The organism is Mucilaginibacter rubeus (assembly GCF_003286415.2).
GTDB lineage: Bacteria > Bacteroidota > Bacteroidia > Sphingobacteriales > Sphingobacteriaceae > Mucilaginibacter > Mucilaginibacter rubeus_A.
In genome coordinates this window covers 2,251,938-2,266,684 of sequence record NZ_CP043450.1, presented here as the reverse complement: position 1 = coordinate 2,266,684, position 14,747 = coordinate 2,251,938, and the positions used below count along the sequence as shown (strand labels likewise).

Annotated in this window: 13 protein-coding genes; 11 read left to right on the top strand and 2 right to left on the bottom strand. The window is 37.3% G+C overall.

What is annotated here, in order from left to right:
• Positions 1–226 precede the first annotated feature (226 nt).
• Positions 227–1,258, top strand: coding sequence for a tyrosine-type recombinase/integrase (locus DEO27_RS09210; protein WP_190295360.1), 1,032 nt, complete (start codon positions 227–229; stop codon positions 1,256–1,258).
• Between the two features lie 195 nt (positions 1,259–1,453).
• On the opposite strand, the gene DEO27_RS09205 is transcribed toward DEO27_RS09210, so the two are convergent.
• Positions 1,454–2,536: a hypothetical protein gene (locus tag DEO27_RS09205; RefSeq protein ID WP_149301871.1), complete on the bottom strand. Its 1,083-nt coding sequence runs from the start codon at positions 2,534–2,536 to the stop codon at positions 1,454–1,456.
• 609 nt (positions 2,537–3,145) lie between these two features.
• On the opposite strand from DEO27_RS09205, the gene DEO27_RS09200 reads away from it, so the two are divergent.
• From DEO27_RS09200 to DEO27_RS09180, 5 genes are all read left to right on the top strand, one after another.
• Positions 3,146–4,864 carry a class I SAM-dependent DNA methyltransferase gene (locus DEO27_RS09200; protein WP_112569143.1) on the top strand — a complete coding sequence of 573 codons (1,719 nt, stop codon included), beginning with the start codon at positions 3,146–3,148 and terminating at the stop codon, positions 4,862–4,864.
• On the top strand, positions 4,864–6,171 hold the full coding sequence (locus DEO27_RS09195; protein WP_112569145.1) for a restriction endonuclease subunit S: 1,308 nt from the start codon (positions 4,864–4,866) through the stop codon (positions 6,169–6,171). The genes DEO27_RS09200 and DEO27_RS09195 overlap by 1 nt, the downstream gene beginning before the upstream one ends.
• Before the next feature lie 3 nt (positions 6,172–6,174).
• The gene (locus tag DEO27_RS09190) at positions 6,175–9,192 is read left to right on the top strand and encodes a type I restriction endonuclease subunit R (protein WP_112569147.1); all 3,018 of its coding nucleotides are present in this window, start codon (positions 6,175–6,177) and stop codon (positions 9,190–9,192) included.
• A 76-nt stretch (positions 9,193–9,268) separates the two neighbouring features.
• Complete coding sequence (locus DEO27_RS09185; protein ID WP_112569149.1) at positions 9,269–9,931, top strand: PD-(D/E)XK nuclease family protein; 663 nt, start codon at positions 9,269–9,271, stop codon at positions 9,929–9,931.
• Entirely contained in the window at positions 9,928–10,467 is a 540-nt protein-coding gene (locus DEO27_RS09180) for a hypothetical protein (RefSeq protein ID WP_112569151.1), read from the top strand. Before DEO27_RS09185 ends, DEO27_RS09180 begins: the two co-directional genes overlap by 4 nt.
• Here DEO27_RS09180 and DEO27_RS09175 read toward each other — a convergent pair.
• On the bottom strand, positions 10,457–10,675 hold the full coding sequence (locus tag DEO27_RS09175) for a helix-turn-helix domain-containing protein (RefSeq protein WP_112569153.1): 219 nt from the start codon (positions 10,673–10,675) through the stop codon (positions 10,457–10,459). The genes DEO27_RS09180 and DEO27_RS09175 overlap by 11 nt on opposite strands.
• Before the next feature lie 104 nt (positions 10,676–10,779).
• Between DEO27_RS09175 and DEO27_RS31380 the strand changes: the two genes are divergently transcribed.
• From DEO27_RS31380 to DEO27_RS09155, 5 genes are all read left to right on the top strand, one after another.
• Complete coding sequence (locus tag DEO27_RS31380) at positions 10,780–10,929, top strand: hypothetical protein (protein WP_190295359.1); 150 nt, start codon at positions 10,780–10,782, stop codon at positions 10,927–10,929.
• A 326-nt stretch (positions 10,930–11,255) separates the two neighbouring features.
• The gene (locus DEO27_RS09170; protein WP_112569155.1) at positions 11,256–11,858 is read left to right on the top strand and encodes a hypothetical protein; all 603 of its coding nucleotides are present in this window, start codon (positions 11,256–11,258) and stop codon (positions 11,856–11,858) included.
• Positions 11,845–12,147: a hypothetical protein gene (locus tag DEO27_RS09165; protein ID WP_112569157.1), complete on the top strand. Its 303-nt coding sequence runs from the start codon at positions 11,845–11,847 to the stop codon at positions 12,145–12,147. The genes DEO27_RS09170 and DEO27_RS09165 overlap by 14 nt, the downstream gene beginning before the upstream one ends.
• Positions 12,148–12,182: 35 nt before the next feature.
• Positions 12,183–12,512 carry a hypothetical protein gene (locus tag DEO27_RS09160; RefSeq protein ID WP_112569159.1) on the top strand — a complete coding sequence of 110 codons (330 nt, stop codon included), beginning with the start codon at positions 12,183–12,185 and terminating at the stop codon, positions 12,510–12,512.
• Between the two features lie 441 nt (positions 12,513–12,953).
• Positions 12,954–14,675: an AIPR family protein gene (locus DEO27_RS09155; RefSeq protein WP_112569161.1), complete on the top strand. Its 1,722-nt coding sequence runs from the start codon at positions 12,954–12,956 to the stop codon at positions 14,673–14,675.
• The last annotated feature ends 72 nt before the right edge of the window (positions 14,676–14,747 follow it).

Sequence of the window (14,747 nt, the reverse complement as noted above, 5' to 3'; positions counted from 1 at the left end):
GATTCGAACTCTCGACCCAATGATTAAGAGTCATTTGCTCTACCAGCTGAGCTACGCTAAAAAGGGCGTTTTTTAAGAGTTCCGGTGAAAGTGCGCCACTATATGCGCCAAATCAATGTTCACTGAGCCAAAAATCGTTACCACTACTGACTTAAATTATCGGTCTTACATCCAGTATTCTTTCAACGGCACCCGGTACCGGGAATACAATGCTAAAAAGCTTGACTTGAAGATAAACCCTAACCGGGCAAAATCCCTTAAAGAGAAAAATCGCTTGTTGGCAAAATTACTTTTCGAATTTAAGAAAGCACTGGACAATAACTGGAACCCGAATGAAACTAAGATTGATGTTACACCTGTTTATGAAAGTGAGATAACAGTACAGGAAGCCTTTCAACAATTTGAAGCACATAAACTATCAAGCCCCTACAGTATATTCTATAAACGACAACTAAGCAGCGTTAGTAACCAGTTTTTAAATTTTCTTTCAGATAAAGAAAAGGTTAGTACTATTAAGAACCTGAATCCTTTTAGTGCAGAACGTTTTCTAAATCAGTTCAAAGGAACCCCTACACAATACATGAATAAGCGTCGTGCGTTGGGGGTTTTCATGGCGGAATTTGTTCGTAAAAAATATATACCAGTAAACTACGCCAAATCAGCACCCCGGCTAAAAACTAAAGCTACACTTCATAAAACTTACACCAAAGAACAACTCACAGCATTGTTAAACCACTTAAAGGCTACCAATTATGAGTTGTATCTGTGCTGCCTTATTTCTTATGGTTGTTTGCTACGCCCACACCATGAAATCAGATTTTTGAAAAAGAAACATTTCAATCAGGATTACACTCAAATATCCCTTTCAGGCTTTGAAAACAAGAGCGCACGAATTCGTGTAGTGGGCGTACCTGAATATGTACGCAAAGACCTCATTGAACGGTTAACTAAAATATCCAACCCGGATGCAAATATATTTTCATTAACCGTCGAGCCTTACAATGAGTACTATTTTAGTTTGAACTGGACACGTGCAAGACCTGCATTATTAGCAGACGGCTTACTGCAACCCGACCAAACAATTTACTCCTTTCGTCACACTGCCGCCGTTGATGTGTACACTCGTACCAAAGATTTGCATATAGTTCAACAGCTTATGGGGCATTCTACAATGGTTGTTACCCTGAAATATCTACGTGGTTTAGGCGAGATTAATATTGAGCAATTGAAAGACGTTTTGCCGATGTTGGAGATTTAGCCCCGCCCTAAGGGGGAGCGTACCCCCCTTTAGCCACCATGCTTATCCGCCCCGACCAACCATCTGACACCCTCCGATAATCGGTGGCAATTTTTGAGTGGAAATATTTCACTTTTTAAAATTCTAACACTTCCCTCTCTTTATGGCGAATAAAAAAAAATTTTTTTTTTAAAATTAAATTTGAAAACTTTTCAATTATGCTGCCTGCTTCAACGATCCCCCTCCTGACTTTTTAAATGTAGGTTTCAAATCATACTTTTTTAATGCATCAGTAATAGCGATTTCGGCTGTAAGTAAATCATCAACGGTAGTAGTAACTATTGAGTCGTGTATTGAAAATGCGGTTATATTCATGCTGTATAGTTCTCGCAATACCTCATCAATAAATATACTGGCTTCTAAACGTTGCAATTGTATTGCAAACTGGCGATAATCATGACGCTTGATATGTCTAATTATCGCAGCAACGGTAGGAAAAGCCAAATTAAAAGCGTGTTTTAATTGAGTTGCTCTGTTGCTGTTTTTTGAATAAAAAATCTCTTTAAAGAACATTTCCTTAAACTTACTTCTTAATTTCTCATTGGTAATATCTACACCAATTCTATTAGCCATGTATTCGTAAAACTTACCAGTTTCGGCTAAATGCTTAAAATCACGTATATCTGTTGTAAGTGGTTCGATATCTCCATATTCTGCTCGGAATTCTTCAATAATTTTCGAGACACTCAAAAGTATCTGAGCATTTTTTAAATCTATTTGATATAATGTCAACCCCTCGAACTCTAAAAAATCACGATATCGCCCCGGCATACTGGTCACTGATGAATATACTCGGTGCGTATTTCTGTTACGTCGGCAATAGGTGTCGTTCAAGTAAAAACAAAGTAGATCGTAATGGCGTGGATCTGCCACAGCATATTCGAGTTCACCCCAATCCAATAAATCCATATATCTTTTTTCTAAATATTCCCGACCAGCCGCACTGAGATTTATTCGTGACATTAAATCGAACTGGTGATCCGTGATTACACAAGGCATAGAAAAAGAATTTCTATGCTCTTTCATTTTCTTTACCAAACCGGACTCGGTGCTTGATAAAGACAATGTGTCAATAGGCATATTTTCAACTAAAGGGTGGAGTTTGTAAAGCGAGCTGCTGTACCCAACGGAATAGTTTTTAACTTTTTCTATAATCTTATTGTTAATTAACCATTTGAATATTTTTTTTAGTTTGGTTGGCTTAACCGAAAGTATATCTTGCAGTATATTATAGTTCATTGGTACACCTATTTTATATTCTTCCGATCGGTAAAGACGCATGTAATTTAACCTGTGTACTATATAAAAATATTTGGTGTTTTGGACGTCTGATTTACGCCCTGTTGGTGTGGTAATCCCATTGATTACCTTAAAGTAAACATTGTTTTGTAATATAAAATTCATTCTCACATCTCCTGCCCCATGATTATAATGTTCAAGTGCAGGTACATGGGCATACCTACTCCTTGTGTGTAAATATTGTTTTGATTTTCAATACTCTGCGCATAGTCTGAATTTCATTTAATGTGTTACATGCATGTGTTATCACTACTGCAAACATAGTTCAGCTTCTAAAAAAAGCAAGTTTTATTTAAAAATTATCATGAAGTCTTTTAGTTATTTTTCGACTCCCTTCAACGATACCGATAGTGTGTTTACCTACTGCAAACATAGTTCAGTTTCACTCAAATGCAAGTGTCATTTCAATATACGGTTATTGTGACTTTTGTCCTGTAATAAATAGAGGAGGTGGTATTTTGTTTAATATATCACAGGGCAAAACTTATTTAATATTTCAATTCATTAAATTTTCTAATTTTAGTGAACTTAGCCGTATTATAAAATAACATGAAGAACTTTAAAGAATACGCAAACTTTATTTGGTCAATAGCCGATCTTTTAAGGGGAGATTACAAGCAAAGTGACTATGGTAAAGTCATACTTCCCTTAACAGTATTGAGAAGGTTGGACTGTGTACTTGACCCTACAAAAGAAGCGGTACTTGATAAATATAAATTTGTAACTGCCTCTAAAATTCAGAACATTGACCCAATCCTCAATAAGGTATCGGGGTACAGCTTTCACAACCGCAGCCAGTTTAGTTTTGAAAAGCTGATTGCAGACCCGAATAACATCGCCGCTAATCTAATAGAGTACATTAACGGTTTCTCAACGGATGCACGTGAAATTATTGAGCAGTTTGAGTTTGAGAACCAGATTACCCGGATGGATAATGCCGACCTGCTGTTTATGATAATCAAACGGTTTCAGGAAGTAGACCTTCACCCTGATAAGGTAAGCAGTATGGAGATGGGGTATATGTTTGAAGAACTAATACGCAAGTTTGCAGAGCTTTCAAACGAAACGGCCGGGGAGCATTTTACGCCACGTGAGGTAATACGCCTGATGATTAACTTGCTGTTTTACGATGATCGGGACATACTTGCACGTAAGGGCACTATTAAGACCATATATGATTGCTGTGCCGGTACCGGTGGGATGCTAAGTGTTGCAGAAGAATACCTGCATGAACTTAACCCTGATGCACGTTTACAGGTATTCGGGCAGGAGCTTAACCCTGAGTCTTACGCTATCTGTAAATCGGACATGTTGATCAAGGGGCAGAACCCTGTTAATATCAAACGAGGTAATAGCATATCAGAAGACCAGCTATCTACTGAGAAATTTGATTACCTGATTACCAACCCACCTTTTGGTGTTAAGTGGGAGAAGATAGCTAAAAAGGTTAAAGCTGAGCATGACGAGAAAGGTTTTGGTGGTCGTTTTGGTGCAGGCTTGCCGGCTTCGAGCGACGGTTCGTTTTTGTTCCTGATGCACCTGATTTCTAAAATGAAGCCGGAAGGTTCCCGGTTGGCTATTGTGTTCAACGGTTCGCCTCTGTTTGCGGGTAGCCCAAGCTCCACTAAGAATGAAAGCAGCATACGCCAATGGATAATTGAGAATGACCTGTTAGAAGCTATTGTAGCCCTGCCTAATCAACTATTTTACAATACTGGCATCGGCACCTATATATGGATAATAACTAACCACAAGCCTGCTAATAGAAAAGGCAAGGTGCAGTTGATTAACGCAGTAGACTTTTCTAAGAAGATGGGTAAATCCCTTGGCGACAAACGTAACGAGTTAAGCCCCGACCACATAAAAACCATCACCAATATATACGGCGACTTCCAGCCGGGGGAATACAGTAAGATATTTGACAACAAGGATTTTGGGTACTATAAGGTTACGGTAGAACGCCCTGAACGTGATGCTAAGGGCAATATCAAAATGGACAAGAACGGTAAACCAAAAGCAGATAGCAGTTTACGGGATACTGAGAATATACCGTTGAAAGAAGACATAAATACTTACATGCAGCTTGAGGTACTGCCGCACGTGCCCGATGCTTGGGTTGATGAAACTAAGACACGTACTGGTTATGAGATAAACTTTACCAAGTATTTCTATCAGTATAAACCGCTACGCACATTGAATGAAATACGCCGGGACATATTGGCTTTAGAAGAAGAAACAGCGGGCTTGATTAATGAGGTAATTGCCTGATGGAAAAATACTCAAATTATAAAGATTCAAGCGTTGATTGGATTGGAGATATACCTCAATACTGGGACATTAAGAAAGTAAAATTTGTCGGTAATGTCATGCCAAGTAACGTAGACAAAAAGACTGTTGAAGGCGAGCAGCAGATAGATCTATGCAATTATGTTGATGTTTATAAAAATGACTTTATCACCGCTGACATGGCATTTATGACGGCAACCGCCAGCGATAGTCAAATTGAAAAATTTTCACTTAAAGCTGGGGACGTTATTGCAACTAAAGATAGTGAAGACCCGACTGATATTGCTGTACCGGCATTTGTGCCAAAGGATATACAAGGTGTTATATGCGGTTATCACCTTACCTTGATGCGTCCAGACGCCAATCAACTTAACGGTAATTTTTTGTTTTGGCTAATTAAGTCAACATACTACAATCAATTCTTTTCAACACAGGCAAATGGTATAACAAGATATGGAATAGGAACTTACTCGTTTAAAAATGTTCCGATTATATTGCCTTCAATAAACGAACAAAAACATATAGCGCATTATCTTAATACAAAAACCGCTAAAATAGATAAACTCATTAGCGACAAAGAAAGGTTAACAGAGTTACTGAATGAAGAGTGCATCGCAATCATTAATCAGGCCGTTACCAGAGGCATAGACCTTAATGTACCTATGAAAGATAGTGCAATTGATTGGCTGGGTGACGTGCCGAGACATTGGCAAGTGAAAAGAATGAAATATCTATGCGACATTGGAACGGGTGATAAAGATACTGAAAACCGTGAAGACGATGGTGCTTATCCGTTTTACGTTCGCTCTCAAACGATTGAAAGAATTTCGAGCTACTCATTTGATGGTGAGGCAATTCTTACCGCAGGCGATGGCGTTGGAGTATGTAAAGTCTGGCACTACGTAGATGGTAAATTTGACTACCATCAACGTGTATACAGAATGAGTGACTTTAAAGAAGTTTCGGGTAAATATTTATATTATTATTTGAAATATAACTTTGAGAAAGAAGTAAAGAAGCTATCAGCGAAGTCAACGGTAGATTCTTTAAGACGACCAATGTTTCAGAACTTCTTAGTCTCGTTTGGTTCTATCACAGAACAGGCTTCAATTGTCAATTACGTTGAGGCAGAAGAAAAAAGAATTGAAAATATAATTGATAAAACAAAGCAAGAAATTGAATTGCTAAAAGAGTATAAAACTTCCCTGATTTCAGAAGTAGTTACTGGTAAAGTAGATGTGCGTAATGAAGTAATACCTGAAACAGGATACCTAACCTTAGCATCATAAATTATGGCAAACGGTATCCATACTGAACAAACTTTTGAAGCCGCTATTGAGCTGGCGCTACTTAATGGCGGCGGGTATGTAAACGGATACTCCAACGATTTTGATGTTAGCTTAGGTATTTTCCCCGGTTATGTTACCAATTTCCTAAAAACCACACAGCCTAAAGAGTGGCAGAAAATAAACACTATTCATAAAACAGAAGTTGAGAAAAAAGTATTAAACCGACTACTGAAAGAATTGGACTTGCGTGGTTCACTGGATGTGCTACGAAATGGGTTCACCGATTATGGCGTAAAATTTAAGATGGCTTATTTTAAGCCGGAGTCCTCCCTTAATCCAACCGCAGCGGAGCTTTACAATAAGAACCATTTATCAGTAACCAGACAGCTGTTTTACGAGCGCAAGGGCAATAATTCCATTGATATGGTATTATCCCTCAACGGGCTGCCAATTGTTACTATAGAGCTTAAAAATCAGTTTACTGGTCAAGATATTACCAACGCTAAGAAGCAGTACGTCTATGACCGGGAGCCAACTGAGCCAATATTTCAATTTAAGAAACGTACACTGGTGCACTTCGCTGTAGATACTGATGAGTGCTACATGACAACCAAGCTGGATGGCAAGCACACTCGTTACCTGCCTTTCAACTTAGGCAACAACAATGGTGCTGGTAACCCTACAAATTATACCAGTTACAGAACTTCTTATTTGTGGGAGTATGTATGGGCTAAAGATAGTTTCATAGACATAATCGCCAAGTTCTTACACCTGAGCGTTGAAGAATTTGAGTTTAATGGTGTTACCAAAGTAAAAGAAACAATTGTATTCCCCCGGTATCATCAAATGGAGGTGGTACGTAAGGTAAGTGACAACGCCCGGATGTTGGGCACAGGCCATAATTACTTGATACAGCATAGTGCAGGTTCCGGCAAAAGTAATAGTATTGCTTGGTTATCTTACCGCCTGTCCAGCCTCCATGATGCTAACAACAACCGCATATTTGACTCTGTTATCGTTATCACCGACCGCAAGGTGCTGGATAACCAATTGCAAAATACCATTTACCAGTTTGAACATAAACAGGGCGTGGTGCAAAAAATTGATAAGGATTCGCAACAATTAGCCGATGCCATTACATCCGGCTCAAATATCATTATAACCACGCTGCAAAAATTTCCGTTCATTTTAGATAAGATTGGGGAGTTGCCCAAACGTAAGTATGCTGTTGTAATAGATGAAGCGCACAGTTCACAAGGCGGCGAAGCTACTAAAAAGATGAAGGAAATATTGGCGGCAAAATCGCTGGAAGAAGCCGAGATAGATGAAAGTTTTTCAGGCTTGGATGAAGATGCCGAGGATGCTATCCGTAAATCAATGGAGGCAAGAGGTAAGCAAGAGAACCTGAGTTTCTTTGCGTTCACGGCTACACCCAAAGCTAAGACGGTAGAAGTGTTTGGTACCCCCGGCGCTGATGGTAAGCCTAAACCGTTTCATCTGTACTCTATGCGGCAGGCCATTGAAGAAGGATTTATATTAGACGTATTGCGCAATTACACTACCTACAAAACCTTCTATAAACTATCCAAGCAGATTGAAGATGACCCGGACGTAAATAAGAAACAGGCAGCAAGGGCAATATCAAGGTTTCTATCATTACACCCGCATAACCTCGCCCAAAAAACAGAAGTGATGGTAGAACACTTCCGGCAGGTGGTCGCTAAGAAAATCGGCGGAAAGGCTAAGGCAATGGTGGTAACCAGTTCACGTTTACACGCAGTTAGATACAAGGAAGAGTTTGATAACTACATCGCTATACGTGGGTATAACGACATTAAAACAATTGTGGCGTTCTCTGGTAAGGTGGTTTACGATGCTTACCCGGATGGTGTTACCGAAGTGGACTTGAATGGTTTTAAGGAGAAGGAACTACCTAAGAAGTTTAATACTGATGAATACCAATTATTATTGGTTGCTGATAAGTACCAAACCGGGTTTGACCAACCACTACTGCATACTATGTATGTAGACAAAAAGCTTTCAGGGGTTAAGGCAGTACAAACCCTATCCCGCCTAAACCGCATGTGTGCAGGTAAGGATGATACATTTGTGCTGGACTTTGCGAACGAGACAGAAGAGATACTTAACTCATTCCAACCTTATTACGAACTAACAACGGTTGAGAGTACCACCGACCCAAACCACTTGTACGACTTGGAGACAGAGATTAAGAAAGCAAGGGTAATATGGGACACAGAGGTAGACAACTTCTGTAACGTATTTTTTAAGCACACTAAGGCATTATCTCCGGCAGAGCAGGGCAAACTAAACGCCTATGTAGACCCGGCTGTTGACCGGTACAAACAGTTACCAGCTGAGCAAACTAAGAATGACACACTAAGTGCGGAGGCAACGCAGGAGGGCTTTAAAAATGCTCTACAATCGTTCGTGAGGTTATATTCATTTCTTACTCAAATAATGCCCTTTACAGATGTTAACTTAGAAAAACTTTACACTTACGGTAAATTCCTATTGCGCAAGCTCCCCCGTAATGCAAATGACCGGTTTCAATTGGGGGATGAGGTATCATTAGAGTACTATCGGCTGCAAAAGGTTGCTGAGAATAACATCTTAATGGAACCGCAGGGCGAGTACGGCTTAGACGGTAAGAATGAGGCCGGTATCCGCATGAGTAAAGAAGAGCGAGCGGCACTATCGGAAATTATTGAGGTGCTTAACAAGCGTTTCTCTACTGAGTTCAACGATGCCGACAAGCTTTATTTCGACCAGATAGAAGAAGCGGTAGCCAGCGCAGATAAAATAGAGCTACAAGCCCAAACTAATACGTTTGAAAATTTTTTGTTTGCTTTCGATGATGTCTTTATGGATAGCTTGATAAGTCGTATGGAGCAAAATCAAGATATTTTTTCAAAAATATTGGATGACAAAGAGTTCGGAGAATTGGTAAAGAAAATGATTGCACGAAGGGTATATAACCGTTTCAATAAAAAGGTAGCTTAGAAAATTAAAAATGTCCTGTCATAATTAGAGGGGATGGGGATTTTTATAATATATCACAGGACAAAAGTTATATTTCATGAGTCTAATTCAGCAAGTAGAATCTTATTATAATGATATATGCTATCAATTTGATCTACTAAAAAAATATAGTTCTCAAAGTCAACTGTATTTATCAAGTGAGTTTAACGTTTTCGATTACATTAACCCTAATGAAAACAGATTATCAGATATAGTTGCAGAGTTGCTAAATCCTAAAGGGAAACATGGACAAGGCGATGTATTTTTATTAAAATTCTTAGAGTTGTTAGACCTACCCAACAGAGAAAAGCTCAGAGCCTCTATTCCCTTAATTTACAGAGAAGCGAGTACTTCTTTAATAAAACATACTCAAAAACGTATAGATATTTTGTTAGACTGGCGTGAGTTCGGTATGGTAATCGAAAACAAACCATGGGCTACTGACCAAATAGAACAGATCTCAGATTACCGGAATTACATGCGAGCACGTTATGGTAATAACTTCTTAATAGTTTACTTATCTAAAAGTAATACCACTCCAAATGAACTAAGTATATCAGCCGGGGATTTAGATATACTCAAAATGCAAGGTCAATATATAAATGTATTGTTTGCATACGGCTTTCTCAATTGGTTAATATCGTGCCGAAATATATGTCAGTCGGATAAATACAGATGGTTTTTAAGAGATTTTATTGATTATATTAAGTATGATTTATGAATGAAGATTTTGATAACTTGATAGTTACGCAAGCTATAAAGAACGCAGGTAATTTAGAGGTTGCATTTAAAACATATCAGCTATGGCAGGAGATATTAAATCATTTGGTCAATGATTTCTTTGTTAAGTTAAAACCAAAGCTTTTAAGCGAACTACCAAATTTTGGCGGGGAGTGGTTTATCGAATTGGCGAAACCATCAAACATGAGGACTGCGATGAACATTCATTTACATAATTCGCTATGGCAAAATTTAATTTTTGGTTTAGGCGATTATGACGGAGATAGAGTCCATTTTTTTGTTCAATATCAGTATCATAATAGGATGAATCTATACCAATTTGTTGCAGATAAGCTTAATGGAAAAGCCAATCTGGATATTTGGTACCAAAGGTTCGTGATGCCATATAATACTTGGAATTTAACAATCGATGGCATTATGGCGGTTTACGAACCTACGCAGCTCATTGATTACTGCACATCCAAGTTAGTAGAACTTGCAATTATTATTAATGATTATTTTAATCTTAACTCATAGCCAGTAGAAATTCAACCTCTATCTCTAACCCCTTAGCTATTTCATAAAGATAATAAACGGATGGGTTGACACGGCCGGTTTCCAACCGTTGTACCGACTGCTGGTCTTTACCAATAGTGTGGGCAAGTTGTTTTTGAGTAATCCCCTTTTGTTCCCGGATTTTACGGATACGTTCACCAAGATTTTTAAGAAGTACTTCCTTTTCCATTTCGTGGAATAATTTTAGTACTACTTAGAGGAAAACAATACAACGGATTTGTTGTAAATTCGGATCGTTTTTACTATCTTCGACGTACTTTAATCCTTATTTGCATGAAGTCCTATAAAATCAGATTTTATCTTATCCCATCCGGCGCTCTTGAAGTTGTGATCCAAGCAAAAAATAGTTACGAAGCTGAAAGAATTGTAAAAGCTCAATATGGTAGTAAATTCAAAGCAATCGCATCTACACGAGAAATTTAAATCATAAGCAGTAAAAACAAATATGATTTTGCTTTTAGTATTTGTACTGATAATCGGAGCGTTGATATATATAATAGCATTGCCAATAAACAGCCTCAGGAGTGGACGGATTGGGAGTTTTGGAGAAATGCGCCTCCTAAAATAACTGTGCTGTCAAACGGAGAAAGGCGCTTCCAGCATCAAGAGTATTGGACGAGATACAACAATTTCACAAAAAAATGGGAAACAAAGAAAGTTGTTGATCCTGAACTTTTAAAGTTTATTGAAGCTACCCACTGGGAGGATTCACACAGCTTACTATATTTATAAAACCTAAAATCTATCAAATGGCAACCCTATCCGAATATGGAGGAATCAAACCATCAATTATAACATATCAACCCTATACACAAACCATTGAAACCATTAGTGGATTGCTTCTGCTTTACCCGATAGTTGAACAAGAGTATATCAGGGACGGTATCATCTTTCATTTTTTTAAAAAGAACTTCTGGGGTAAAAAACAACTTGGATACTTAAAGATGGAGTTTATCCCCGGTAACCACACAGACACCTCCCTGAAAGTGGATCATGATGGAAATATCTTACCTCCATATACTGATATTGTTATTGGCGTTGAATATGGATCGGAATTTAAATCTGTTCATTGGACTGATGAACATCAAATTTACAATCTCGAATCACCGGCCAAACAGGTTTTAAGCCTTGGTTTTTTATTTAGCAACATCAATGTTAAAATAGACGCAATAAATAAAGTACGATTTGAAGAGCTTGAAGCAAGGGTTGATTTCTTGTCATTGAACATGACTCGTTTAGCTTTTGGTGAAAAAAGAGTCGACCTTTTGCAAAGAGTCAAAGGTATGTTTAATGTTTTTGATAAATTTTTGAATCGATCAGATTATCAACCTATCGAAAATGAGCAACAATAGCTATAACGATTTTAAAAACGGTTTTAAAAACGATATTAAAGAAACAGGTGCGAGCTTGTTTCTTGTCGGTGGCCTAATGCTTTTGGGGTGTGTATTGTTTGCAGTTTTAATGGTTGCTATAAAAAGTACCAAGATAGATTTGTCAACACGTTTTATTCTCGGTAGTGGAACTATCCTAATAACAGCGCTGTTGATTTTCAGCAAGAGCATGAGAACCCGGATAGCGCAAATCTGGCTGGTTGGCCTAATAGCAATACCTATTCTCTTTCTATTATTTATAGTGGGATGACTGTTTTACATATTGTTCACTGAACCTTTAAATTAATGCCCCAAATTACTATCGGGACAACTTTATACAACACGCAATCTCTAACTGAACTGATTACTTACAAATTCCCAATACTTCCAGTTGTTGGTGATATGATTGAAGTGATTAATCAACGCACTATGTTTGTGGTCAATAGCAGGTCATTTCATCCACATTACGAAACTGGCCTTATTGAGTTAACCTTATATGGAGTATTTGAAAATGGCGAGGATATTAGGTTGCATACATTTGATAAAATCAAGATTGCTATTCGTGATGAAAAACAACGGTTGAGCAACATGGATTGGTCAACTGAAAATCGTACTCTTCCAAGTAGCTTAGACTGATAAATTGCTGTACCGAAACCTTTGATTATTGGTTTAATAAGTCTTTGAAATCACCCCTTTTGTACTCGCTGGTCCAAGAATCCGCCTTGAAGGCGCACAAAAAGCTTGATTTTGTTATTAAAATCGGGATAATGGGTTCAAAAGATACATGATTACGATAAAAAGTGAGTTGAAGCGACAATTAAGGCATTAAAAAATTTGAAAAATTTTCAACTGCACATTTTTGAGGGGGAGATTTTATAATACAAAAATCTTTGTGATTGCCACAATATGGACATGGTAAGTTATCCAAATAGTTGAGTGGTATAAAATGATCAATTTATGTTACTAATAAAAATAGATACAAATGATTCTAATTTAAGATTACCTTAGTTACTGCAATTTGCCTTGCTTTTAAGCACAAATTTTCATTACATTCGTAGACGACAACCTTAATTCACAATGGACAAAATAACTAAAAGCCTAATCACCGAGTTATTAACAAATCAAGAATTGGCTTCTGAGGGAGATTCTAAAGACTTCGAAAAATTAGTTAACTATTCTATTGTATCTAACGAATATTCAAAAACATTTGATATAAATACTTTAACAGTTGGTGATGGGAATGACACTGGAATAGATGGAATAGCCATCATCGTAAATGGCCAACTAATAGAATCTACTGAAGAGATAGATGATCTATTAGAGACTAATAGCTCTTTAGAAATTACTTACATATTTATACAATCTAAAACATCGTCTAACTTTGACGGAAGTGCTATAAATAGTTTTATTTTTGGTGTAAACGACTTTTTTGACGAACAACCAAAACTTGTTCGTAATCTTGACATTCAGAAATTTGCTGAAATCTCAGACTATTTATATAGTAAGGCGCCCCGATTTCGAGATAACCCGACATTAAAATTGTTCTATGTAACCACTGGAAAATGGTCTGACGATGCTAATCTTTTAGCCGTTATAAATTCTGGATACAATAGCTTAGAGCAAAAAAATTTATTTGATAGCGTTAGTATTGTACCATATGGTGCAAGGGAGATAGCGAACGCCTATAGAAAGACTAAAGAATCTATTAGCACTACTATCAATTTTTCGAACAGAATTACGATGCCGTCAATAAACGGTGTATCTCAGGCGTATATAGGACTTCTTCCTTTTGAAGAATTTAGAAAAATAGTATCCGATGATGAAGGAAACTTATTAAACGTTTTCGAAGATAATGTTAGAGACTTCCAAGGCGAAAATAATGACGTCAATGGTGGTATTGCCAAGACATTAAAGAGCCCTGATTCTGAGATATTTAGTGTTTTAAATAATGGTGTAACTATTGTAGCAAGTTCAATATCTCCAACCGGGGATAAGTTTACAATTTTTGATTATCAAATTGTAAATGGCTGTCAATCAAGTAATGTTCTTTATAGCAGTAGAGATAGTGAATATATCAGCAAAGTTCAAGTTCCAATTAAATTGATAGCAACTAATGATGATGATGTAAAAACACGTATTACACTTGCTACGAACAATCAAACGCCTATTAAAAAAGAGCAACTCGCTGCTTTGACAGAATTTCAACGGGGATTAGAACAATATTTTAATGCTTATTCTGGTGATGAAAGACTTTACTATGAACGAAGGGCTAAACAGTATAACAATGATAATTCTATACCTAAAGCTAAGATTATCACTGTTCCATATCAAATAAAATCATTTGCTGCGATGTTTTTGAATGAACCGCACAATGTTACCAGCTTCTTTGGATTAATCGTTAGGAGACTAAATGAGGGTAAGCACCAGATTTTTATCGCTGACCATGCCTACGCCCCTTACTACACCAGTTCTTTTGCTTATTACAAATTGGAAAGCCATTTTAGAAGACGAACTATCGATTCTGCTTATAAAAAAGTGAGATTCCATATTTTAATGTTGTTTAGAATACTATTTGAAGGAGAAAGTCTACCACCTTTAAATAATGGAAGGAAAATTGAAAAGTATTGTGAATATCTTTTAAATATTCTAAATGATGATACAGCATCGCTTGAAGCATTTAATAAGTGTATCGAAGTGATAGATAGCGCTGACTTCAATAAAGATGATAAACAAGATTTGAAACTTGTTTCTAAGACTCGAAACTTAACGGAATACGTTGCATCTATTAGTTCGCTTTAATCTTGCTAATTCTGTTGAAGCAATTATTGATCTCATTAGGTGGATGAGTTTTCAGAATAATCAATTCAAGTT

Excerpts from the sequence above, each read along its gene's own strand:
- DEO27_RS09205 (WP_149301871.1), bottom strand. The coding sequence starts at position 2,536 with ATGAACTATAATATACTGCAAGATATACTTTCGGTTAAGCCAACCAAA.
- DEO27_RS09200 (WP_112569143.1), top strand. The coding sequence starts at position 3,146 with ATGAAGAACTTTAAAGAATACGCAAACTTTATTTGGTCAATAGCCGAT.
- DEO27_RS09195 (WP_112569145.1), top strand. The coding sequence starts at position 4,864 with ATGGAAAAATACTCAAATTATAAAGATTCAAGCGTTGATTGGATTGGA.
- DEO27_RS09190 (WP_112569147.1), top strand. The coding sequence starts at position 6,175 with ATGGCAAACGGTATCCATACTGAACAAACTTTTGAAGCCGCTATTGAG.
- DEO27_RS09185 (WP_112569149.1), top strand. The coding sequence starts at position 9,269 with ATGAGTCTAATTCAGCAAGTAGAATCTTATTATAATGATATATGCTAT.
- DEO27_RS09180 (WP_112569151.1), top strand. The coding sequence starts at position 9,928 with ATGAATGAAGATTTTGATAACTTGATAGTTACGCAAGCTATAAAGAAC.
- DEO27_RS09175 (WP_112569153.1), bottom strand. The coding sequence starts at position 10,675 with ATGGAAAAGGAAGTACTTCTTAAAAATCTTGGTGAACGTATCCGTAAA.
- DEO27_RS31380 (WP_190295359.1), top strand. The coding sequence starts at position 10,780 with ATGAAGTCCTATAAAATCAGATTTTATCTTATCCCATCCGGCGCTCTT.
- DEO27_RS09170 (WP_112569155.1), top strand. The coding sequence starts at position 11,256 with ATGGCAACCCTATCCGAATATGGAGGAATCAAACCATCAATTATAACA.
- DEO27_RS09165 (WP_112569157.1), top strand. The coding sequence starts at position 11,845 with ATGAGCAACAATAGCTATAACGATTTTAAAAACGGTTTTAAAAACGAT.
- DEO27_RS09160 (WP_112569159.1), top strand. The coding sequence starts at position 12,183 with ATGCCCCAAATTACTATCGGGACAACTTTATACAACACGCAATCTCTA.
- DEO27_RS09155 (WP_112569161.1), top strand. The coding sequence starts at position 12,954 with ATGGACAAAATAACTAAAAGCCTAATCACCGAGTTATTAACAAATCAA.